Origin of the sequence: Marivirga sp. (assembly GCF_024636815.1) — a bacterium.
Classification (GTDB): domain Bacteria; phylum Bacteroidota; class Bacteroidia; order Cytophagales; family Cyclobacteriaceae; genus Marivirga.
In genome coordinates, this window is sequence record NZ_JAGXGF010000229.1 from 1 (window position 1) to 23940 (window position 23940).

Sequence of the window (23940 nt, forward strand, 5' to 3'; positions counted from 1 at the left end):
AGGGGGGATTAGATTGGAAGTGATCTGAACTGGATTGGAAGTGTTTTGCGTAAAAGCAGGGAAAGCTAAAATCAAGCAAATGAGACAGCACGCGTTTTGCTTCGCAACGCGCGCTAGTTTTTGGGAATATGCCGTTGCTGGCATTAAAAAGTTAATGGCAAATAGTAATAGAAAAAATGCCAAGCACGAGCTGGAAGCTTGCGCTAGCGTTCGAGGAGGGTATGGTTTTGGTTGAAATTGGATGTTGGGGATTGTTTTGGTTCGTTTCTATATTTATTTTAAATCCAAAAGTATGGGTTTTAGAGTGATTTCAAAAAAAATTGTTGAAAACATTTTAAAAAATTAGAGCATGAGCTCAATGTTGTTAAGTCAAGCTTTCTAATGCCTTATCTTATACCCTTCTCCAAGGTGTTTTGCAATTTGACGGTTGAAACCGTCCTAATCGCTAATCTACAAAATGGCAACTTCATTTATCGGTCAGACGGTTCTAACCGTCAGACCAAGGGTGAAATAAACATACGAGACACAAATGTGGGCGAGAGAGATTGATATGTCTTAATTTAACCTCATTGAACTCGCTTTAACATTTTTACTCTACAAACTTTCCAACATCTCTTCGACAGCTTGGTAAACTTTATCTATTTCCTCTTTTTTAATGATATATGGAGGTAAAATATAAACTACATTTCCTAAAGGGCGGAGCAAGATATCTCTTTCTAAAAAGAAAGGATATAACTTATGGCGTACTTCATTTACATAGGAGGTGTCTGAATCTGTTTTTAACTCCAAAGCGAAAATGGTACCTAGTACCCGACTGTTTAACACTTTGGGATGCTTGGATATCTTTTGTTGAAAGTCCTTTTGCCACTGACTGATTTCTGCAATTCGAGATTGGGTATTTTCCTCCACTAGTAACTCGAAACTTGCGATGGAAGCTGCGCAGGCAATAGGATTAGCCGTGAAACTATGACCATGAAAGAATGTCTTCATGATATCCGTACTTTTATAAGCATCCATAATTTCAGCAGTACAAGATGTAACTCCTAGTGCCATTGTCCCACCTGTTAACCCTTTAGAAAGGCAAAATATATCCGGCTTATTTTCTAAATAATCGGAAGCAAAATATTTACCTGTTCTACCAAAGCCAGTGAATACCTCATCAGCTATACAAATCACATCTTTATCCTGACCGATATCAATAAGTTTATCCAGAAATTCAGCAGAATACATTTTCATTCCAGCTGAACCCAAAACTAAAGGTTCAAAAATAAAAGCTGCTACCTGACCTGAATCTACCAGCTGATAGAATTTCTGGATGATTTCATCTTCATTTCCACTGATTGGCATAGGCAAAAACTCCACATCAAAAAGGAAAGGTGAGAATGGTGCAGAGAAAGGGCCTCTATCCCCTACTGACATGGCTCCAAATGTATCCCCATGATAGGCACCCTCAAAGGCAATTACTTTCTTCCTTTTTTCATGCCCTTTATTATACCAATATTGAAACGCCATTTTTAGGGCCACTTCATTGGCAGTACTTCCATTATCGGAATAAAATATTTTCGACTGGTTCTCCGGTAAAATGGACAACAGCTTTTCAGCCAATTCTATGGCAGGGGCATGCGTAAAGCCAGCAAAAATCACATGCTCTAAATTTTGAGCTTGTTTAGCGACTGCTTCTGCAATTTTAGGATGGCTATGCCCGTGCAAATTCACCCACCAGCTAGAAATAGCATCCATGATTTTACGGCCATCAGAAGTATGTAAATACATTCCTTCTGCCTTCTCCACCATGATATGTTCAAAACCATCGACTAATTGCGTAAATGGATGCCAAATACTCTCTGTATCTCTTTCTAACCAGTTCATAAATTATTTTTTAATTCAGCAGCATATTTTCGAACTACTTCATGATTAATTTCTTTTTCATCTTTGATCCTTAACAAACAAGAATAACCACTATGTTTTAAAATAATGTCTTCACTAGCAGGATTTGAGGGTCCGTTAAAAACAATACCCTTCACCTCAATTTCTCTACGTTTTAGCTCATTAATCGTTAATAAAGTATGATTAATGCTACCTAAATAAAGATTAGCTACCAAAATTACGGGGGTGTTCCAGTGCTGAGGAAAATCAATAACAAATTCATTTCCATTTATTGGTACCAAAACTCCACCAGCCCCCTCTATAATTAGATTTTCATTATCTGTTTTAGGAATATCAAAATCAGCAACCTTCATAATTACTTGATCTAATTCAGCAGCATAATGCGGAGAGGCAGGTGTGTTGAGTACATATTTTTCCGGGATTAAATCGGATTTTAAGTTGCTCAGTAAACCACCTACATAGTCCGTATCTCGAGGATGGCCTGCTTGAATAGGCTTCCAGTAATCAGCTTCTAAAGCTTCACATATTATGGCACTAAATAGCGACTTCCCGCTATCTGTACCTATTGCAGTAATAAAATAGTTCATTGAAAATACTCATTGATATGATGACACAAATTTGATATTTCTTCTTTAGAATTGAAAGCATGTAAGCATATCCTTACTCTTTCTTTTCCTTTGGGTACTGTTGGGCTTAAAATTGGTCTCACATTAAAGCCCTTTTGATTCAAATACTCTGAAAAGTCAGTAGCGCTTTTAGCATCCGAAAAAATTATACCTTGAATTGGATGATGGCTATCTAAGCTTGAAATATGCGAATCTAATAAATCCCGGAACAGGCATATATTGGATTGCAATTTAGTCCAAAGTTGCGGATGTTGTCTTCGGTATGAGAGTGCATTTTCTATGGTCTTCACATTTACATACGGCAAGGCTGTCGTATAAATAAATTGCCGACTATAATTCACCAAATACTCTTTTAAAATTTGACTTCCCACTACCACGGCCCCATGAGCCCCCACGGCTTTTCCAAAAGTATAAATTCGAGCAAATATTTTATCTTCCAATCCTAAATCACAACAATATCCATAGCCTGATTCACCATGTAAACCAGTTGAATGAGCTTCATCTACTATCACACCTGCACCATATTTCTCAGACAGTTTGACTATTTCTTCTAATGGTGCATTATCTCCATCCATAGAATAAAAAGACTCGACAACCACAAAAATATTTCCTACAGCTTTTTTAAGTTTTGATTCTAAATCCTTTAAGTCATTATGCCTAAAATTAAAATAATTTGCCCTACTCAATCTAGCTCCTTCTTTTATACAAATATGTGATAACTCATCCATTAATATGGTATCTCCTTTTTGAGGAACTGAAGATATAAGTCCAAGATTCGCCATATAGCCAGAATTAAAAAGCAGAGATGATTCGGCCTTAAAAAAATCTGCTAAAAATATCTCTAATTTTTCATGATATAGCTTATTTCCATTTAGTAAGCGTGATCCTGATGCTCCGTTATCAACAAATTCAATTGAATTATCATGAATTACAGGAAGCTGTGCTAAGCCTAAATAATCGTTTGAACTAAAGTCAATTTGTTGTTTATTATTAAGTTTAAGAATTCGAAAACCGCTAGATGCCCTTCTTTTATCAAGTTCATACTTAAGAAAATTTTCTATTTTCATCGAATTATTCATTGATTTTATAAGTATAATTATAACATTTGTCTTAATGTTCGTTTATAGAACAATTAAACACTAAAATTAATCAAGATGAAAAAGCTTTTTACATTAACATTGTTATTATTTTTTATTGGGTTAAGTGCTGAAGCACAAATATTCACTATAGGGCCTAAATTTGGTATCAGTAATACCACCTTAAGTATTAGTGAAAATACTGAAAATTATAAATCAGGAGATACCCGCTATAGTTACCATGGCGGTTTATTTGCAAGAGTGAAAATTACCGGATTTTACATTCAACCAGAATTATATTTCAATGCTGTGAGAGGTGAATATATCGATGCTGATCCAAACAAACCTATAAGTGAACAAAGCGTGAAATTTGATCAAAACAAAATCGATATGCCCGTTTTGTTTGGCTGGAAAATGGGTCCGTTCAGAATAAATGCAGGGCCTGTGGCAAGTTTCAATCTCGATGATTTGGAAGATTTTGACAATGCTTCAGTTAATGAATATAAAAGTGCCGTATTTGCTTACCAAGCTGGTATTGGTTTGGATGTCTCAAAATTGATAATCGATTTGAGATATGAAGGAAATTTATCTAAACAAGCTGTTCTTGGAAGTAATACCGATGTAAAAGTAAATCAGATCATGCTCAGCTTAGGATATAAGTTACTATAAACAATACTAAAGCATTAGGATAAAATCAGGCTAAATTTTTCTAGCCTGATTTTTTTTGCTCAATACTTTAAACCTTTTCAGTATTAACCGATTGATTATCAGTTATTTTTAATTGATGATTATCATTTTACATAACCTTCTCAAGAATAATGTGGGTTAAATTCCTTCTTCAGAAAGTGGTATATCTGAATAACGTAATTCCAAATTGTCATTTAGCACAAAGTGTCCTTTTTCGCTATCCTTATTCATAAGATGTAGACTTTCTTCACTTATTTGATAGTAATAACTGATTGCTGATGATTCTTGAAAATTCAATATATTCTTTTTCAATGGATTAAAATCATGATCGAATAGAGTAGTAAAAAGCGTCTTACTATCTTCTGAGGATGAAACTATGATAATCCCAGCATCAGTTTGAAAAACTGCTTCAAACTTACCATAAACATCAACTTCTTTAATAGAATAATCAGTACTATCAGGATTAAATTTTACTACATTCATAAAGCTCGGCCAAACAGCATCTCCTAATCCATCCCCTTGATATAATGCTAACTGTGAATTACTATTTCTTAAGGAAACCAACTCAATAGGTTTTTCCTGCGTATCAACTTCAATTTGATTTTTGATTTCGCCCCTTTCATCTGCTACTACTATATGATTTACGAAATCTAAAGAATCTACATGACTTTCATACAGTAAATAACTAACATCCCCCCCACCAATAACATTGATGCTGTTTACTTTTTGCCAAACTTTGTTTGATTCATAATTTGAAGGTACAGCATTATACCATTGAACTTTTTCGTCTTTTTTAGCTCCATAAAAAGCTTGTGAAATACTATCAACATTGAAATAATACCCATTTATATATTCCAAATCATTTACATTCTTTTTAGAATGATTAATGTAAGCAACATTTTTAACTAAGGAATCATATTCATATTCTGGGTTCTGCCACTCGAATTGAATATTTCTGTACTTAGGAATTTCTTGAGCAAAAGGATTTTCTAATTGATTTATTATTTGATTTTTTAATCTATTGGCTGTTTCTCTTCTTATCTTAAGTAGTTCCCCTTCTTCTGATTTAAAATAATTTTTAAAATCTTCTATTCCCCCATAATACTTTTCATAGAACTCCTTATTCTTATTCAAATTACTAATTGCAATTTCACTATTATATTTCTTCAACTCATTTTCAAGAGCAATAGTCTGTTGAAATACTCGGTTTATGGTATATAATTTAACATGAAATGAAATTTCATCTGCCGTATCATATACTGCTAAACTTTTCTGCTCATTAATTAGATCAAGTTTATCATCCTTATATTGAAAAACACTTGCAACCGGAGAGTTTAAATCATATTTCCTGATTTTATAAATTGATTTTTTCTCTATTGGATCAACATCTATAGAATCATTGGGCATCCAATTCTCCATTCTTGAAAAACTGTTTTCGAGTTTAGCTTCAATCTTTACAATTTCATTTCTCAATTGATCAATTTCTGTATTAATCACTTTTTTCACCTGATCAACCCAGGTAGTGTAATCCCATAACTGAATATTATCGACCAAGAAATCGGTTTGTATTACTAATCCGTCAAGCCTGTAGGTTTGAATATCCTTAAATGACAATTTCTGATCTATTACAAAAGGAGGATAAGCATTAGATGCTTCTTTATATTTTTTAAAATAGTAAAGAGTGGAATCATAACTGTTTTTAACTAAATCGAACCGAGCTTCTAATTTATCATCAAAGAGCAGATAAATATCCTTTAAGGAATTGTAATCGCCATTTATTCTGACAAAATTCTTTGAAGCCAGGTCATATTGTTCCACCATCTTCATGAAATTTTTATGAATTGGCGGCATATAGGTTAAAAAGGAATCTGCTTCTTTTAGACCTTTCTCGTGAACTATTTTAACCGATTCAAACTCCACAACAGGCTTACCATTTCTTTTAAACTCATTAGTAAAGTTTGGATAATACCAGGCATTTCTTCTCACCTCTTTATCATCAATTAAATCCCTAGCACGACCAAATAATAGCTTAGCTCTTTCTGCATTTGCAATAGCAGCTTCATAATCAGAAATTGGATTGGCATTTTGGTAGCGTTCCTCAAATATCAGCGCTAATTGTATATTAGCTGCCGAGTGATTACCATTGCTCTTAAAGAAATCGAATAAGAGAGGAAATACTAAATCTACACTATCCCCTAAGAAATAAGGATTTATATCATCCTCATAATCCAACTCAACTTGCCCATAATTCACTTTTGGCAATAAGATTAATAACGATATGATGATTAATAATTTTTTCATTTTCCTTAATCGTTTTGAGCCAATTTAATATCCAATATTTTTAATTCTACCCTGCGGTTTTTCGCTCTATTCTCTTCAGAATCGTTTGACACCACTGGTTTTGATTCACCATAACCTTCTGAAATCAATCTATCTTCATCTATGCTATTGCTGGTGATGTAATTGATTACACTATTTGCTCTTTCTTTTGACAAACGAACATTATAAGCTGCGGCTCCAATATCATCTGTATGAGCAGCAATTTCTATTTTCATACTTGGATAAGACTCCATTAATTTGATCACCCTATCCAATTCTTCAAAACTACTTTCAAAAAGATCTGAAGAGTTAGATTCAAAATAAATATCCTTCAAAGTCAGATTTGCATCTTTAGTAAGTGGCTGTAGCTTAAGCTCTACGCCTTTGCTATCTTCTTTTATTTCACCCGTTTCTTCATCTACTGTTTGTAATTTACCTTCCTTAGAAATCCCTATTTCAGTAGAATTAAAGGCATATCCTCTATCACTAGATGCCTCCACCATATATCGATCTCCTACACGTAAATTGATGGTTTGATTTCCGGAAATTACTATTTCCTCATTTCTGGTTTTATTTCTTATAATCAGCTGAGATGAGGAAACAGACCCACCACTCAGCAAATCATTTACATTTATAGGAACTCCTACTTTTTCAGGTACAAGCTCAATATCTTGTTCATATTCTCTGTAAAGAATTAAACCGGTTAAATTAATTGAAAAACTTTTAGGCTTGAAATTTTCACTTTCCACTTCTATAGTATAAGCACTTCCAATTGGAATATCTACTTTAGTTTTCCAATTTTTACCGTCCGATTCTACAACATCTATGGTTCTACCAATATCATTTTTAACAGTAATAGTAGCTTTTAAAGGGTCATATAATTCAATATCGTAAATATTTACATTCAAGTGAGCGGTTGTAAATAAATCAATATTCTGCTCATATTCTTGATAACTTTCAATATCCCTAAGATCGTAATAATAAAGTGCACTACTATACTCATCCTTTCTAACCTCCAAATTATAAGCTCTTCCAGCTGATAATACTATTGAATAGTATCCATCTGATGGGTTATTAGCAAAACTTGTAATCAACTCTGAAGTATTGGCGTCTGTAATTCTAATAGATGCTGAAAGAGCTTCCTGACTATCTGCATCTCTTATGAGCCCTTGAATGGTGACATTTTGAAATTGCCGGTATTCCTGAGGAATCTCAACACTATATATATCATTCTTTTTGGAAAAATACATGGTTTCTCCTGAGGCTGAAATACATGAAAACAAATCATTATCTGTAGTATTTACATATTTAAGTGGAACAGGGCTGTTCCAATCCCCATCAGCATTCAATTGTGTTTGATATAAATCGAAACCTCCAATTCCACCTTCTCTTAAAGAGGCAAAAATTAGCGTTCGATTATCAGCCATAATTTTAGGAGCTTTTTCACATCCCAGGTTAACTGGATAAGGCAAAACTTTTGGCTCGGTCCATCCAGAGTCAGTCTTTTGAGTGGCATAAATTTCATAACAAAACTCTGTAACTCCTTCAGGTGTATTTTTACTATTCCTAGCAAAATAAAGTGTTTTACCATCTGTTGTAATAGTCGGAAAGCCATCAAAACTTCTACTATTTACATCTGGCCCCATATTTTTAGGTTTTGACCATGTGTCACCAATTCTTTCAGAATAAAAAATATCTTCTGAACCATATCCGCCATCAAAGGAAGCGTGAAAATAAATTCTATTCCTATCATAGCTAAAATTAGGGCCACTTATAACATCAATAGAATCTCCATAGTTATTGATGCTGTCTAAGGAAATTTCATCCCCCCAACTTCCGTTCTCATCTCTTGTCAAATATAATTTCCAGGAACCATCTTTATTAGATTCATATATCAAGGTTCTTCCATTTGCACTAATACTGGGTGCATATTCTGTAAAATTTTCAGTACTAATCTCACTTACTATTTGCTTTGGATAAATTGAATCCAACACTTGTTCAATAGAATCCTTTTGAGACTGTGCTAATCCTAAAAAGCTCCAAAAAGTAAAAATTATGGGTAAAAATATTTTACTAAAATACTTCATAGTTTTTCTCATTCTCCAATAATAGTAAATGCCGCCCAATAATAAGGCTGTGGAAATTCTTCTTTAATTTTCATTTGTGCTTTTCGAAATGAGGTGAATTTATCATCTCCTTCTGTCCAATGTTTGTAAAATTCGGTCATTAATAGTTGGGTTGTATAATCATTTACTGTCCATAAACTCATGATTAGGTTTTCAGCTCCTGCCACTAAAAATGCTCTTTGCAAACCATAAACACCTTCCCCATTTTTCACATCACCTAAACCGGTTTCACATGCTGACAATACAACTAATTCTGTTCCATCCAGATTAAGATTCATGGTTTCGTAAGCAGTTAATAAGCCGTCTTCAAAGCTGTTTTCATAAGGCAAGCCGCCAGCTAAACCTATGGAAGCACCTGAAAGCAATATTCCAGATCTTAATAAAGGGTTTTCTTCATTTCCTTGATTTTCAACTCCTGAAATTTTCTTATCTGCATCATAGGCTTTGAAAAACCCATGGGAGGCTATGTGCAAAATATCAGGTGCTGTCAGACTATCGATTAATATTTCATTAGCCTCGGCTTCCATGTATTTTCTTACTCTCCAATTATTGGCTGAAGTCATAGAATCTATGGCATTAATTTCAACTTTGGTACCCGGCAATGCAGGAATACCCCCCTTAAAATTCCTCATTAAACCTGTACTTTGAGCGGTTAATTTCATTTCATCTTCTGCTCTGCCCAAAGAAAAATCGGGAGAACCTATTAACACTAATGAAGGGTATTCATTTTGAGAAACAGTATTATCCTCTGCCAATGAAGTTGAATCTGAAGCTTCTATTGCAGAATTATCAGGGGATGATTTCGGATTCGTTTTAATCAAATCCCTTGCACTAGTTATGATCCTAATATTTTCTTTTTCTAATAGGTATTGCCCTAAATTTTCACTGTATAAAGTATTAATATTGATTTTATTATATATCCCATCAGGACTTATAAATAATTTATCGAGGTTTTCAGGTATTTTTTGATCTACCCATTCCCATAGGTTTTCATAAGAAATTTTGTCCATCAATTTGAACTTAATTAAGTTTTGATAGGCATTAAAATATTGTTGTTCTATCCTTCTACCTTCTTGAAGAACTGCAATCGCAGGTTCATCCATTTCGGCTGTTAAAATTAGTCCAGCATAAATTACTGAATCATTTTTCAAACTCTTTTTAACCCTAACTAACTCTACTACTCCCGTATTAGGCGCCAAACTTTGCTTTAACCTTTTCCAATTGATGCTGTCAGAACCAAAACCTGCATTAAACAAATTTGATTTAAGGCTTAATTCTTTTTCCATTTCATTTATGGAAGCTTCTAGCTCATTTAAATCAATATTCTGAGCTATTAATTCGTCTTTTGTGTAGGAGTAATATTGTATTGCTTTCTCTTTTTCATTTTGCCAAGTTTTAAATAATGAGATTAATTCTTCATCTCCACTATTGAGGATTTTATTTCGCATTTTGGCTGAAGCATTTAATAACATAGCTTTTGTAGTCAATTGCAAATCAAATAAGTCCTCTTTTAATTTTGGGATGCTTTGATAATTCTCAATTGCAAAATCTTTATAAGCTTCAAATACTGGATTTACTTTATGATAAAAAGCTGATTTCTCGCTTTCGCTCATAGATGGGAAATATTCTTTAAATAAAAACAAATAACTATTTACGGATGTGCTAAATAAGGCATAGGCCGAATCTATTTCATTTTCTACTTGTTTTAAAATCCCCCAGCCATAGAGGGTGAATATGTAATCGGGGTGATTTTCACCCAAAACCTCTTTTCTCAGTTTTGTAACTTTAGAAAATAAGGAATCTGCTTTTCTATGCTGTTCCTGCTTTTGATAAAGAACTGCTAAATTATATTGAGTACTGGCAAAAACAGGATTCTCAATCCCATAAACTGCCTCATCAATTACCAAAGACTTCTCATAATAATCTTCAGCTTTATTAAAATCTCCATTTGAAAGATATAATGAGGCTAGATTGTGTAAGGTAGTAGCATATTTTGGATGTTTAACTCCATAAATAATCGAATCCATTTCCAGAGCTTCATTTAATAATGGTAAGGCTTCTTCCACATTTCCTTCACTTTGATAAATTGAGGATAAATTCTCAATGGATGTCACATACGAAGGATGAAGTTTTCCTAATTTCTCAATATAGATATCAATAGCCTTTTCCAAATTACTTTTTGCTTCCTTTAAATTACCTGTACTTTGATAATACAAGCCCATTCCAGAAAGTGCATCAGCATAAGCTGCACTTTGGTTTCCAAAAATTGATCTTGAAAGTTCCAGTGTTTTTCTAAAATAATGCTCAGCAGTTGGGTATTCCGCTTCCGCTAACTTAACCAATGCCAATTTTGAATTCACATTGATCAAAGCAGGATGAGAAGCTCCCACGCTATTGATATAAGTTTTTTCAGCCAATTGATAGAGAGAATCTGCTTTTCTGTATTGGGATCTACTTTGTGCAACAGCTCCTAAATTCTCATAAGCTCTGGCATTATTTTCATGATTTTCATCAAAAATAGATCTGAAAATATAAGCTGCATCTTTAAAATAAGATTCTGCTAAATCATAATCACTATCTTCCAATCTTAGAGAACCTAGATTATTTAAAGTATTCGCATACTCAAGGGTTTGCTTCCCTAAAGCTTTTTCAATCAGTCTTAAATTATGAGTAAAATAGGAAGCTGCTTTGTCTATATTGGTTCTGTTTTGTTCCAAAACCCCCAAGCTATTGCGCGTTTGAATCTCAATCTCTGTTTTAAACTTATTCTCACCATCAAATTGAGTCAGTGACTTATTCAAATACAATTCAGCGGAATCAAAATCAGCCAATTCTAAAAATAGATCACCAGTATTCTTATAAGTCAAAGCCTTTTCCTCTTTCTTACCTTCAATATTTTGCAAAAACCTCTTTTCTACATCCAATAATAAATGTAAAGCTGAATCCAACTGCCCCATTGATTTGTAAACTAAGGCCTTTTGAGCTAGTATTTTAGCTGATTGCAAGCTGTCAGCCTGAGTTTGAATCTTAAGCGAATCATTGGCTATGGAATATAAAGCTAAAGCTGTGGTGTAATCTCCCTTATTGAAGGCTATGGCTGCACTATTTAGCTGACTTTGTAAATCATCTCCACTTAAAGCCAACAATGACTCTCCCTTTTGTGATTGACCAGTTTTCTGATATAAAACTCCTAAATTATTTTTAGCACTTACATACAATTCTCTATCGGTCTGCCCATCATTTTCTAATTGTGTTTTCAATATTTCATAAAATGAGATTGCTCTATCGTTTTGGCTATTTTCCTGATAAATCAAAGCTCGCTGATAAGCTGAAATTTTCCATAATTCACTATTTTGAAGATTATTATCTTGAGTAATACCGATTACTTTATCATAATATTCGGCTGCTTTATCTAACTCTCCTGTTTCTTGCAAAAGGGTGGCAACATAATAAAGGGAGTTTAAATATTGGGATCCTGCTTGAGCAACATATTGGTTTAAAATAGGTAAAGCTTCTTGAAAATATAGTAATGCATCTTCCTCTTGTTCTTGATATAACATGGAGGCATAATCATAAATGGCCAAAGCGTGATTCAAAGAATTCTTATCTTCTTTTTGTAAGACTTCCATATAGTCTTTAGAAAATTTCAAAGCATCAGGAATATTGTCGGTAAGTAAATAGAGCTGAGATAAGTAATTTAATAGTTGAATGTAAAATTGAGTCTGCTGCTCAAAGGTGACTTCATTCATCAATTCTAATTCTTCTGTCGCTAATTCCAGACCCTCTTCATATTTTTCGGTTTGAAAGGATAATTTAACTCCTAAATGTAAGGTGAGCACATAAGCTTGATGCTTTGCCCCATAAGTATTTTCGGCTTGCTCAAGTGCTTTATCTAATAAATTCTCTGCAAGTTCTAATTGATTTTCATTTGAGGCTTTCTGTAAAGCTGTAAATGATTCATCCCAGGAATTTTGGGTATAGCCTAGTATTGAAAAAAGAAAGAATGCACTTACTAAAATACCAAATTTCATATTGAATATTATCATACTTACGCAAGATGATGATTTCAATAGAATTTTGAAAAAATTTCATCGAAATACCTATTTTTAGGTATAATATAAAATCCTTCATATAAAGGATTAACTTTCTTAAATTTAATCTTTATCGAAAAATCCTTCATATATGCAGAATTTCAGATTTTTTATACTTTTCATATTGTCTTTTAATTTCCTTTCAAAATATTCAATTGCTCAAAAAGACTTTACTCGTGCAGACAGCTTAAAAGGTGGTCTATCAGAAGAAAGAATTTGGTGGGATTTGAAATATTACCACCTTCAAACCAAAGTAAATCCAGATGAGCAATATATTTCCGGTAGTAATCTTATACAATATGAGGTTTTGGAATCTCATCAAGTCATGCAAATAGATTTGCAAAAACCCATGCAGATTGATAGCATTATTCAAAATGGAGAACAATTGGAATTCAAAACAGAATTTGATGCCCATTTTATTCAATTAAAAGAAAAACAAGAAGCTGGTTCTGTAAACGAATTAACTATTTATTATTCAGGAAATCCAAGAATTGCCAAAAATGCTCCCTGGGATGGTGGCTTCACTTGGAAGAAAGATGAAAACGGACAACATTTTATAGCCACCGCCAATCAAGGAATAGGTGCCAGTGTTTGGTGGCCTTGCAAGGAACATTCTGCCGATGAACCAGACAGTATGTTAATTAGCGTTAATGTACCAAAACCTTTGGTGAATGTATCTAATGGAAGATTAAGAGAAGTTGAGGAGCATGCAAACAGCCGAACTTATCATTGGTTTGTGAGCAATCCGATCAATAATTATGGAGTGAATCTCAATATTGGCGACTATGTAAATTTCACAGAGAAATATGATGGCGAAAAAGGCATCCTAGATTGTAGCTACTGGGTATTGAGCTACAATTTGGAAAAGGCTAAAAAGCAATTTCAGGAAGTGCCTCGAATGCTAGAGGCTTTTGAATATTGGTTTGGTCCCTACCCTTTTTATGAAGACAGTTATAAATTAGTGGAAGCTCCTTATTTAGGAATGGAACATCAAAGTTCTGTGACTTATGGCAATGAATTCAAAAATGGTTACAGAGGCCGTGATTTAAGTCAAACAGGCTGGGGATTAAAGTTTGATTTTATTATTATTCATGAATCGGGGCATGAGTGGTTTGCTAATAATATTACCTATAAAGATGTAGCTGATATGTGGATACATGAGGGTTTCACTCATTATTCAGAAAATCTGTTTTTAGATTATCACTATGATTCCTTAGCAGCCAATGCTTATGTGCAAGGAGTTCGCTCTTCTATTCAAAATGACAGACCAATTATAGGTGAATACGGAGTTTCTTATGAAGGATCAAGCGATATGTATTACAAAGGTGGGAATATGCTTCACCTTATCAGACAACTTTTTGATAATGATGAAAAATGGAGACAAACATTGAGAGGATTGAATAAGGAATTTTATCATCAGACGGTGACTACTGAACAAATAGAAAATTATATTTCAGAATCTTATGGAAAATCTTTGGATAAAGTTTTTGACCAATATTTAAGAACTACGCAAATCCCTACTTTCACTTACAGAGTATTAGAAAACCAACTATTATACAAATGGGAAAATACTATTGATGGCTTTGACATGCCTATTCGGATATTCATCAATGGAGAAGCAGAATGGCTTGAACCTAATTCCAAATCATATAATACATTAGAAAATTTGCCTGAAAATGCTGAAATTTTGGTAGATCCTAATTTTTATGTAGGGAAGTTTAATTTGACTGAGTGAACGATGAGTTGAAATTACAGCCCAAGAAAATTTGTAAATTTTTCGTAAAAAATTTTGTTTTATAAATAACAATTATCAAATTCATTCATCAACTCGGTTAAAACTTAAAAAATAAGATATATCCGATTATAATTTAGTCTTATAACTTTATTATAACAAACCTACAAAGTGAAATTATTTTTGGCTTGATTCAATCCTTTTTTGTTTCTATACCATTCATAATCTCAATTTATTTTAAAAGTTTTTAATTGTTTTGATAGAACTAATTATCAATCTTAATTATTTTGAAATGAATCGACTGATTATTTATTACCTATTAATTTTGGTCACGATTACTGCATGTCAGCAAGACAATAATTTTGAAGAAGCAATTGAACGAGACATTACTATTGAAGAGGTACAAGCTGTATTTAAAGAAAAACAATCCAAAAACATTCAATCAAGAACCACCAACAATCCTATGGATATTGTTTGGGATAGAGCTGTTTATAAAGAACTCAATGTTGGGGACGGTCTCTTCTTTCCTGTAAATACTAATACAGCTGGAGAAGGCAAATTATTCATGAGTATGCCCAATTCAGATAAAAAGTACTTAGCTGATTATGCTTCCTACAGCATGGCCTATAAAAATGAAGATGGGGAGGTTGTTTTAGAGCATGTGATACCCGTTTCCACTGCTGACACCGAAAGATTTACTGGCTTTTTACTAGTAAGCGAATGGCAGGGAGATGCCAAAAGAAAAGTATATTATCAAAACGGAGAAATTACAGATGTTGCAGCTTTAAGTAAACAATACATCGATAAGGAAGATATAGATGGTCAGCGAATGAACACCTGCTATATCGTAGATGATTGGTGGTGCGTAACCGCCACTACCTCCGCAGGAAATTCTTACACTACTTGTACCTATGAAGGTTCTTACATTTATTGTGAAGAGCCACAGGAATTAGCACCTCCTGCCCCTGATCCCTCTGGCGGTGGCGGTGGGGGATCTTCAGACCCATCAGGGCCAGGCGGTTTATGTGAACACCCTTTTATTGAAGGCATGTATGTGGATTGTAATGAAGTGATTTGTAGTGAGGGCTATGTGGCTGATGAGAATGGGAATTGCGTTCCCGAATTGCCTTGCATGGGAAGCCCGTGTTGTGATGAGAATGGCAACCTAATTGTAGAATGTGAAGAAGACCGACCATGTGATGATCTTCCTCTGAAAAATATGAGTATCACAAATTCAGGTGCTAGTGGCAAAAACGGAGGTAGATTTGGTTGCACAAGAAATGGAGAACACCCAAGTTGTCCTCCAGGCAAGAAAAAACATGACGGGCTTGACATTTCGGCAAGCATTGGCACCTATGTATTTTCTTCCGGTTATGCAGAAGTAGTAGATTTAAGGGATGAGTTTGGCTGGGGAGATTATAAAAGGGATTCATATGGTAATTTTGTTATTTTGAAATATACTGGAGGTCCATTAGGCACGCATTATGTAAGATACAACCATTTAGATTTTTTAAATGTGGGTGTTGGTGATATACTTGGTCCTGGTATGATTATTGGGAGAACTGGTACAACAGGAAATGCTTCAGCTGCTGGTGTAACGCCTCATGTTCATTTTCAAGTGTACAATAGTTCTTGGGAAAGTGTTGACCCAGAAGATTATTTGAATATAGAGTATGATGAAAACGGTATAATTACTAATAACCCTTGTTAAATTGTAAAAAGATGAGAAATATAATAATTTTAATCAGTTTAATTATTTGCGTTAGTTGTCAAAATGCTAAAGCGCAAAGAACACCAATTTCTAATAAAATTAATTTGGAAGAATTAAGGTTTAAGGGAAATAACAGCAATGTTTTCAAAATAGATGATTCTCCAGCTCAAATGCAGTCTGCATTAGGTTCGCCATCTTCAGAAGAAGATTACTACTATGAAATGCAACAAATCATGGCCAAGTTATATAAATATGATCCTAATAAGTTTTATTTTGTTAATCAGAAATTTGAGGCTTGGGAAATATTTAATGACAATGTCATTATTGGTCGAAACGGAAATTATTTTAAAATAGGTGATACGGTGGATAAAGTATATGATGCATTTCCTGAATTTTCTAACAAACCGGTAAATAATGGTTACATCGATATCCCCTTACGCTCGGTAGATTATGACATGGAATGCACAAGATTAATCATCACTTTTGAAAACAATCAAATTGTTAAGATCATGCGACACGATTGTTAAAGCTAGATAATGAAGATTATAATATTGTTTATCAGTCTAATTATTTGCGTTAGTTGGCACAATGCAAAAGCGCAAAAAACACCAATTTCTAATAAAATTAATTTGGAAGAATTGAGATTTAACAGTAGTAGTAGTAATGTGTTTAAAATAGGCGATAGTAAAAATGCAATTTTATCATCTTTAGGACAGCCTGACTCGGATGAATATTTCTATTTTGAGATGAGTGCAAAAGAAGGTCGTCTTTTAAAATATTCACAAAATAGAATTTTATTGAAACAAGATAAATTTTATACTTTGACTATTAAAGATGGCTCTATTGAAATCGGTCGTAGCGAAAATTATTTTAAAGTAGGTGATACAGTTGATAAATTATATAATGCATTTCCTGAATTTTCGAGCAAACCAGTAAGTAATGGTTACATCAATATCCCTTTACGATCAATAGACTACGACATGGAGTGTACTAGATTGATCATTACGCTTCAAAACAATCAAATTGTTAAGATTATGCGACACGATTGTTAATGTTAGGTGATGAAAAATACTATGATTTTTGCACCAATATCAGCATTTTCTTTGAAAATGGACTAATAAGCGAGATTAGAAGACACGATTGCTAGAATTATATAATGAGAAATTGAATTATTTGTAAGCTCAAAGATGAAGGTTGGAAACGGACTATAAATAAAGTTAAAATGATAGGATTTGAATTATCTATTAACGGAATTAAAAAACAAGCTGTATTAGAAAATGGGGTCACATCCATCATAATTAACAGAATTATTACAAAAGAAAAAGATGAAATAAATCTAGATTTTGTAGGTTTTGATTCTGAAACTAATGAAAGTATTAAATTTCATAAAAGATCTTTAAAACTTAATGACAAAATTACTATAACAGTAAAAGATATATCTTCAAATTCAAAACCTGAAAAGATTAAAAAAATCGATCCTAATCAAACTATTCTTGAAGGAAAACTTAAAGCATACAAAAATTTAAAAGAAGAGCTCACAAACGAGGGCTTGATTTAATTCCTCGTTTGTGAGATTTAACTTTCTATAAAACAACTTTAATCGGTAAAAGAACTATAACTTATACCTCCCATCTTCAATCAATTTTTGAGCTACTCTCCTTCTCACTTCCTTCACATTGAAGGTTTCTATTTTAGTGAAACGTTTCAATGCCATTTGCATCATTTTTAGTTCATCACCATTAGAAAATGACCATAAAGCTTCTTCAGCGGAATCCTTAATTTTCTTTACTGCATCCAGCATAAACAATTGACAAATATCGATTTGCGATGAAGCTGCTTTTGCGCCAATAGTGTCTTTGATTCTTTTGGTTTTCACAATAACTGATTCCAGCATATAAATTTGAATCAGCATGTCAGCTACATTCATCAGAATCTCTTGCTCATCCTTTAGTTTCATCATCAACTTTTGCGCTGCTGATCCCGCAATGATTAAAGTGATCTTTTTTAGATTTTCTAAGACTGGAGTTGCTTTTTCTAATGTATCTTCACTCTCATTTGTTGAAAAATCAGGGACACTGGTTAATTCTTTTTGAACCGCTGTGGCAGCATTCATCAAATCCAATTCCCCATTCATTGCTTTTTTCAGAAGCATGTCCACAATCAACATGCGATTGATTTCATTGGTGCCTTCGAATATTCTGCTGATTCTAGAATCACGGTACAATCTTGCCATTGGAGCTTCTTCGGAAAATCCCATGCCACCATAAATCTGTAAGCCTTCGTCTACCACAAAATCTTGTGACTCTGAACCAAACACTTTTATGATAGCACATTCAATTCCATAAGCTACCACTGCTTTGGGTTTAGCTTCTTCTTTTGACATCCCTGATTGTGAAAATTCAGCTTCTTTCTGGTCAATTAATTCACCGGTTCTGTAGGCTGCTGCTTGAAGTGCATAAGTTCCGACTACCATTTTAGCCAATTTCTGCTGGATTGCACCAAATGAGCTTATAGATTGGCCAAATTGTTTACGATTTAAAGCATATTCAACTGCATAATCTATTGCTTTTTTAGAAACGCCCAATCCACCAATTCCAAGTTTTATTCTACCCGTACTCAACACATTTAAAGCCATTTTAAAACCATCACCTCTTTTTCCTAAAAGGTTTTCTTCAGGTACTTTCACGTCATTCAAAAACACCTGTCTTGTAGAGGAAGCTCGAATTCCCATTTTATCCTCTTCTTCTCCTAAAGTCAAACCTTCGTAGCCCTTTTCTACTATAAATGCTGATAAATTTTGATCATCTTCAATTTTGGCAAAAACTGTAAATACATCTGCAATGCCTGCATTGGTGATCCACATTTTTTGTCCAGTCAAATAATAGGCTTTTTCAGATTCATTGTATGTCGCCTTTGTTTTACCTGAATTAGCATCAGAGCCCGCATCAGGTTCTGTTAAGCAGTAGCAACCTTTTGACTTACCAGAAACCATATCGGGAATATATTGTGTCTTTTGTTTTTCGTTTCCATATAATAAAATTGGAGCGATTCCAATACTAGTTTGAACACCAATTGCTGGTGAAAACTCCGTACTCTTCGCCATTTCCTCAATTACTCTTAAGGTAGTATTAAAGCTCACTTCTATACCTCCATATTCTTCAGGCACGCCCAATCCCAACAAACCTAAATCCCCGGCTTTTTCCAAAAGTTTAATGGTTTGAGTTAAATCCTTTTTCTTTTCCAATTCATCCGCTAATGGTAATACTTCCTGCTCTACAAAATCTTTTGCAGAAGCTACCATCATATTTTGTTCCTCTGAAAAATCAGATTCTATAAAAATGCTTTCTGGGATCTTATTGATTAAAAATGAACCACCGGTTTGTGAAGGAATTTGCTTTTCTTTAGTTTCCATAGTTTTTATTTAATGTGTAATAGGTTTCTTTCTTGAAGTTTAGATGTTAGGTGCGGATAATATTTGATTAATTCTCCCATAAAAAATTCATAAGGAATATCCTCAAAATGATCGTATTGGTGGAGATACTCCATAAATTTACCTCCCTTTTCATTGTATTCCTGAAAAATGGAATCACCCTCAGGATTAAAATCAAGGGGTTTCACATTCAATTTTTCACAAAGTTCTTTATTGAAGACAGGCGTCACTTTAATCCATTTTCCATTAAGATATATTTCGGCATATCCATGGAAAACCAAAACATCTGTTTGGAGCACAGCCTCAAGTTTTGCAGTACCGATATGGTTTCTAACATTCGCAAAACCCAATCTGGATGGAACCCCAATTGCTCGGCTAGCAGCCGCAAACAAGCAACTTTTTTCTACACAATAGCCATAATCTCTCGTCAATAAACTACTTGCTTTCATGGCTTCTTTTGAGAAATCCAATCTGTAAGGATCATATCGAAAACCATCACGAACAGCATAATAGAGGTATTTTACTTTCTCTACCTCATCTTTTACACCGTAGGTTACTTCTTTCGCATACTGCTGAACTGCGGGATGATCCGAATCAATAAAATCAGCCGATTTTAGATATATGTCTAAATTCTCTTTATTCATTTTTTAATATTAGGCCTTTATGCCTAACAAATGTAATAAGAAATTTTGCAAAATAGGCATATTTGCCTAATATTTAATTTGGAGATAAAAATGATTAATATTGCACAGGATATCCTATTAGATGAAGACGAAAGAAAAGATACTAGAAACCGCAAGAGTACTATTTAATACGCATGGAATTTCTTCAATTTCAAGTAAATCCATAGCGGAAGAAATGGGAATTAGTTATGGTAACTTATGCTATCACTTTCCTAAAAAAGATGATATCATTTTGCAGTTGTATCTCAATATGCAGCAAAATGTAGAGCAACAATTTAAAAATATCAAAGAGGAAGTCATCAACTTGGAATTCATGTTGAGTCGACTTAAAATTCTATTTGAGGAAATCTACAAGTACAAATTCATTTATTTAGGCATCACCAAAGTGGTTCGTCATTTTGATCATATTAAGAAACATGCTCAAGACCAATTTGACCAAAGATGGAATATTTTAGATACCATTTCAGGATTCTTAATTGCCAACGGCTACATGAAAGCTTTTAAAGATGAAAAGCAGAAAGACATGTTGATACATGCATTACTGATGGTAAGTAATTCGTGGATTTCTGATGCTGAGGTTTTCTATAAAGGCAAAGACGATGAAAAAATTGACTATTATATGCAAGTCTTTTTTAATCTGGTAAGGCCTACTTTAACTGAAAAGGGTCTTGAGGGATTTAAGACGGTATATGAGAAAAGTTTATCGTAAATTTCTTCTCATTCAAGAAGACCACAAATCAATTAAAGAACCAACTATTTTGTCACCAAAATCTCAATCCTAATTGATCAAACTAAAAATGTTCAATAAACATCATCTTTTCTATATTTTCCTGGATACTTATAGCTACACCATGTCCAGCACCTCTTACTGTATATATTTGATATAGAGAATGATTAGAACCCTTCTCTTGTAGAGCAGCTAAAAACTTAAAAGAATGTAATGGTGGCACACGATCATCATTTTCTCCAGTTACTAGCAATAAATTAGGATAATTTACTTCTTGCTTAATAAAATCATCAATAGTAATCAATAAATCCGTGCATTCCATTGGCCACGTCTGGATTATGCTGAATATACTCCTCTCCCACATATAACTCAACAGCTTTCGTAGGATTACCTTCAAAGGCTGTTTTGTAAAACTTAATAGCATTTTCTTTTTGCTGCTCTAGATTACTCATACGATTTATTTTTTAAACCCTATTAAACCTGCTTCAATTTTAGCTCTTTGGGATTCTTGCCAAACAGATCGTTTGCAAGAGCTTCCAAGTTTCCCTTTGCTTTCAACAATTGAAAAATTATTATATAACCTCTACTTAATAAATGAAATGTAAACTTAATTATTTTAATTTCTTATTTTCCTTATGCCTGTCCTTATCACGTTTAGTCTTCTTTTCAATATTTTTCTGCAAGGCTTCAGTCAGGTCAACTCCAGTTTGATTGGCTAAGCAAATCAAGACCCAAAGCACATCAGCCATTTCATCTCCCAAATCCGCATTTTTATCACTTTCTTTGAAAGACTGTTCACCATATTTTCGAGCCATAATACGCGCTAACTCCCCTACTTCTTCGGTCAGTATGGTCATATTAGTCAGTTCGTTAAAATATCGAACACCAATGGTACTAATCCATTCGTCTACTTGCTCTTGGGCTTCTGCTATGGTAATGTCTTTTTTCATTATATATAGAGCCTATTAGGCATTAAATAAGAATACAGCTTAGTTTCCTGACTTTAAGTGCTAATACGAAAGTAGGCCTGTATTCATAAAATCATTGCAATTCATAAACTTTTTCACCTGCTGAATAGGTCTGCATTACCTTGGTATCTCTCAATTCCTCGTAAGGAACATCCATGATATTTCTATCCAAAATCACGAAATCAGCCCATTTACCTTTTGCTATACTACCTTTTTCCTTTTCTTCAAATTGACCAAATGCTGCCCAGGAAGTCATTCCTTTCAGAGCTTCTTCCCTACTTAATGAGTTTTCAGGCTGAAAACCACCTTCCGGCAAATTATCATCATCCTGACGGGCTACCGCTGAATGAAATCCATAAATCGGATTAATATCTTCAACTGGAAAATCTGAACCAACCACTAACTTGCTATTTTGCTTAAGTAATTCCTGGTAGGCATAAGCATTTTTTACTCTTTCCTCACCCAATCTTTCATGTGCCCAATCCATATCTGAAGTGGCATGAGTTGGTTGAACAGAAGGTAGAATATTATAATCTCCAAATTTGCTAAAATCATTTTCTGCGAGCACTTGAGCATGCTCAATTCTCCATCTTCTGTCGTTCTTACCTTTCAAATACTTCGCATAAATATTGGTAATAGCTCTGTTTGCAGAGTCCCCTATGCAATGAGTATTCATTTGAAAATTCTTTGCAAAAATTACTTTTGCCAAACTATCAAAAACCTCTGGTTTACTTCTTAAAAATCCGTAATTATCTTCATCATCTGCATAAGGCTCCAATAAACATGCGCCTCTTGAACCTAAAGCGCCATCTCCATAAATTTTAAAAGAGCGCACGTTCAAATAATCAGTTTTGTAATGACCATTACTGAAATAGTAGTCCATGTTTTCTGGAGTTGGATTTATCATAGCATAAATACGCATTTTTAATATGCTATCTTTTTGCATCTGATCCAATAAATCAATTTGAGATTTATCCAATCCTGCTTCAGCTAATGAAGTAATTCCTACAGCAAAACAATTATTCTGCGCTTCATTAATCAATTCCTTTTTCTGCTCTATATTGATTTCCGGCATTTTATCCGTCAATAAATCCATCGCATTATCTATTAAGACACCACTTGGCTGACCATTTTTCAATAAAACTTCCCCGCCTGGAATTCTGGTCTTAGCTGTAACTCCTGCCAAATCCAGTCCTTTTTGGTTGGTTAAAACTGCATGCGCATCCACACGTCTTAGCATTACGACCTTATCGGGAAATAATATATCCAGCGTATCTTTAGTAGGAAATTGCTTGCCTTCCCAATTATTTTGATCCCATCCTAAACCTAATAATGTTGGCTCATTAGGAAATTTCTCCACGTGTTTTTGCAGACGCTCAATTAATTCATTGAAAGAAATCGTTCCGAATAAGTCGACTTCACGCAAACCCTTTGCATATCGTATAAAATGAGCATGTCCATCAATAAATCCAGGATAGACTGGTGCTTTCATAAGGTTTATTTCCTCTTCAGATTGATATTGATTCTGAATATCTTTCGAACTTCCAACAGCTAAAAATTTACCATCCTTTACAGCAAAAGCTTCGGCTTTATCAAAGTTCTGATTAACGGTATAGATTTCTCCATTGAAATATATGGCATCTACTTTTTCTCTGCTTGTGCAGGAGGCTAATAAAAATGGGATTAGGAAACTGAAAAGTAATTTATTCATATTGAGTAATTTGAATCTATAAAAAACACACTATTTATTCGGATAAGAAAATAGAGTTCTCAAAAGTACTCTCCAGTTATCAATCAAAAAAGTAATAATCACAGAAATCTTTAAAGTATCAAGCCGATTTAATGAAATCTAAAATTGATAATTGTAAAGCAGAAAC

The 23940-nt window shown here is 33.8% G+C and carries 20 protein-coding genes; 8 read left to right on the forward strand and 12 right to left on the reverse strand.

Annotated features, from left to right (window positions below; translation table 11 throughout):
- Window positions 1-79: 79 nt before the first annotated feature.
- Window positions 80-235 carry a hypothetical protein gene (locus tag Q0L29_RS16280; protein ID WP_296623369.1) on the forward strand — a complete coding sequence of 52 codons (156 nt, stop codon included), beginning with the start codon at window positions 80-82 and terminating at the stop codon, window positions 233-235.
- Window positions 236-594: 359 nt separating this feature from the next.
- On the opposite strand, the gene bioA is transcribed toward Q0L29_RS16280, so the two are convergent.
- From bioA to Q0L29_RS16295, 3 genes are read right to left on the reverse strand one after another with little or no spacing between them, the layout of a single operon-like run.
- Complete coding sequence (bioA, locus tag Q0L29_RS16285) at window positions 595-1869, reverse strand: adenosylmethionine--8-amino-7-oxononanoate transaminase (RefSeq protein ID WP_296623370.1); 1275 nt, start codon at window positions 1867-1869, stop codon at window positions 595-597.
- Window positions 1866-2474, reverse strand: a complete 609-nt coding sequence (gene bioD, locus Q0L29_RS16290) for a dethiobiotin synthase (RefSeq protein WP_296623372.1) — start codon at window positions 2472-2474, stop codon at window positions 1866-1868. Before bioD ends, bioA begins: the two co-directional genes overlap by 4 nt.
- Complete coding sequence (locus Q0L29_RS16295) at window positions 2471-3580, reverse strand: pyridoxal phosphate-dependent aminotransferase family protein (protein ID WP_296623374.1); 1110 nt, start codon at window positions 3578-3580, stop codon at window positions 2471-2473. Before Q0L29_RS16295 ends, bioD begins: the two co-directional genes overlap by 4 nt.
- An 87-nt stretch (window positions 3581-3667) precedes the next feature.
- Between Q0L29_RS16295 and Q0L29_RS16300 the strand changes: the two genes are divergently transcribed.
- Window positions 3668-4258, forward strand: a complete 591-nt coding sequence (locus Q0L29_RS16300) for a porin family protein (protein ID WP_296623376.1) — start codon at window positions 3668-3670, stop codon at window positions 4256-4258.
- A 156-nt stretch (window positions 4259-4414) separates the two neighbouring features.
- On the opposite strand, the gene Q0L29_RS16305 is transcribed toward Q0L29_RS16300, so the two are convergent.
- From Q0L29_RS16305 to Q0L29_RS16315, 3 genes are read right to left on the reverse strand one after another with little or no spacing between them, the layout of a single operon-like run.
- Window positions 4415-6577: a hypothetical protein gene (locus Q0L29_RS16305; RefSeq protein WP_296623378.1), complete on the reverse strand. Its 2163-nt coding sequence runs from the start codon at window positions 6575-6577 to the stop codon at window positions 4415-4417.
- A gap of 5 nt (window positions 6578-6582) precedes the next feature.
- Window positions 6583-8682 (reverse strand): OmpA family protein, encoded by a 2100-nt coding sequence (locus Q0L29_RS16310; RefSeq protein ID WP_296623381.1) that lies wholly within the window; start codon window positions 8680-8682, stop codon window positions 6583-6585.
- A gap of 8 nt (window positions 8683-8690) precedes the next feature.
- On the reverse strand, window positions 8691-12752 hold the full coding sequence (locus Q0L29_RS16315; RefSeq protein WP_296623384.1) for a CHAT domain-containing protein: 4062 nt from the start codon (window positions 12750-12752) through the stop codon (window positions 8691-8693).
- Window positions 12753-12903: 151 nt separating this feature from the next.
- Between Q0L29_RS16315 and Q0L29_RS16320 the strand changes: the two genes are divergently transcribed.
- The 5 genes from Q0L29_RS16320 to Q0L29_RS16340 all read left to right on the forward strand — a co-directional run bounded on the left by Q0L29_RS16320 (window position 12904) and on the right by Q0L29_RS16340 (window position 17813).
- Window positions 12904-14547 carry a M1 family metallopeptidase gene (locus Q0L29_RS16320; RefSeq protein WP_296623385.1) on the forward strand — a complete coding sequence of 548 codons (1644 nt, stop codon included), beginning with the start codon at window positions 12904-12906 and terminating at the stop codon, window positions 14545-14547.
- A 289-nt stretch (window positions 14548-14836) separates the two neighbouring features.
- Window positions 14837-16255, forward strand: coding sequence for a M23 family metallopeptidase (locus Q0L29_RS16325; RefSeq protein ID WP_296623387.1), 1419 nt, complete (start codon window positions 14837-14839; stop codon window positions 16253-16255).
- A gap of 11 nt (window positions 16256-16266) precedes the next feature.
- Window positions 16267-16782: a hypothetical protein gene (locus Q0L29_RS16330; protein WP_296623389.1), complete on the forward strand. Its 516-nt coding sequence runs from the start codon at window positions 16267-16269 to the stop codon at window positions 16780-16782.
- Window positions 16783-16884: 102 nt separating this feature from the next.
- The gene (locus Q0L29_RS16335; RefSeq protein ID WP_296623391.1) at window positions 16885-17307 is read left to right on the forward strand and encodes a hypothetical protein; all 423 of its coding nucleotides are present in this window, start codon (window positions 16885-16887) and stop codon (window positions 17305-17307) included.
- Window positions 17308-17477: 170 nt separating this feature from the next.
- A complete protein-coding gene (locus Q0L29_RS16340) occupies window positions 17478-17813 on the forward strand; it encodes a hypothetical protein (RefSeq protein WP_296623392.1) in 336 nt (111 codons plus the stop codon).
- A gap of 54 nt (window positions 17814-17867) precedes the next feature.
- Here the strand turns inward: Q0L29_RS16340 and Q0L29_RS16345 are convergent, their stop codons facing one another.
- Entirely contained in the window at window positions 17868-19667 is a 1800-nt protein-coding gene (locus tag Q0L29_RS16345; RefSeq protein WP_296623393.1) for an acyl-CoA dehydrogenase family protein, read from the reverse strand.
- Window positions 19668-19672: 5 nt separating this feature from the next.
- On the reverse strand, window positions 19673-20329 hold the full coding sequence (locus tag Q0L29_RS16350; protein WP_296623395.1) for a transglutaminase family protein: 657 nt from the start codon (window positions 20327-20329) through the stop codon (window positions 19673-19675).
- Window positions 20330-20450: 121 nt separating this feature from the next.
- Here Q0L29_RS16350 and Q0L29_RS16355 point away from each other — a divergent pair, with 121 nt between their 5' ends.
- Window positions 20451-21077 (forward strand): TetR/AcrR family transcriptional regulator, encoded by a 627-nt coding sequence (locus Q0L29_RS16355; RefSeq protein WP_296623398.1) that lies wholly within the window; start codon window positions 20451-20453, stop codon window positions 21075-21077.
- A gap of 82 nt (window positions 21078-21159) precedes the next feature.
- Here the strand turns inward: Q0L29_RS16355 and Q0L29_RS16360 are convergent, their stop codons facing one another.
- The 4 genes from Q0L29_RS16360 to Q0L29_RS16375 all read right to left on the reverse strand — a co-directional run bounded on the left by Q0L29_RS16360 (window position 21160) and on the right by Q0L29_RS16375 (window position 23774).
- Window positions 21160-21417, reverse strand: a complete 258-nt coding sequence (locus Q0L29_RS16360; RefSeq protein ID WP_296623400.1) for a prolyl oligopeptidase family serine peptidase — start codon at window positions 21415-21417, stop codon at window positions 21160-21162.
- Window positions 21386-21547: a hypothetical protein gene (locus Q0L29_RS16365; RefSeq protein WP_296623402.1), complete on the reverse strand. Its 162-nt coding sequence runs from the start codon at window positions 21545-21547 to the stop codon at window positions 21386-21388. Before Q0L29_RS16365 ends, Q0L29_RS16360 begins: the two co-directional genes overlap by 32 nt.
- A 159-nt stretch (window positions 21548-21706) precedes the next feature.
- A complete protein-coding gene (locus Q0L29_RS16370) occupies window positions 21707-22045 on the reverse strand; it encodes a nucleotide pyrophosphohydrolase (protein WP_296623403.1) in 339 nt (112 codons plus the stop codon).
- 91 nt (window positions 22046-22136) lie between these two features.
- Window positions 22137-23774, reverse strand: a complete 1638-nt coding sequence (locus Q0L29_RS16375; protein ID WP_296623404.1) for an amidohydrolase — start codon at window positions 23772-23774, stop codon at window positions 22137-22139.
- Between the last annotated feature and the right edge of the window lie 166 nt (window positions 23775-23940).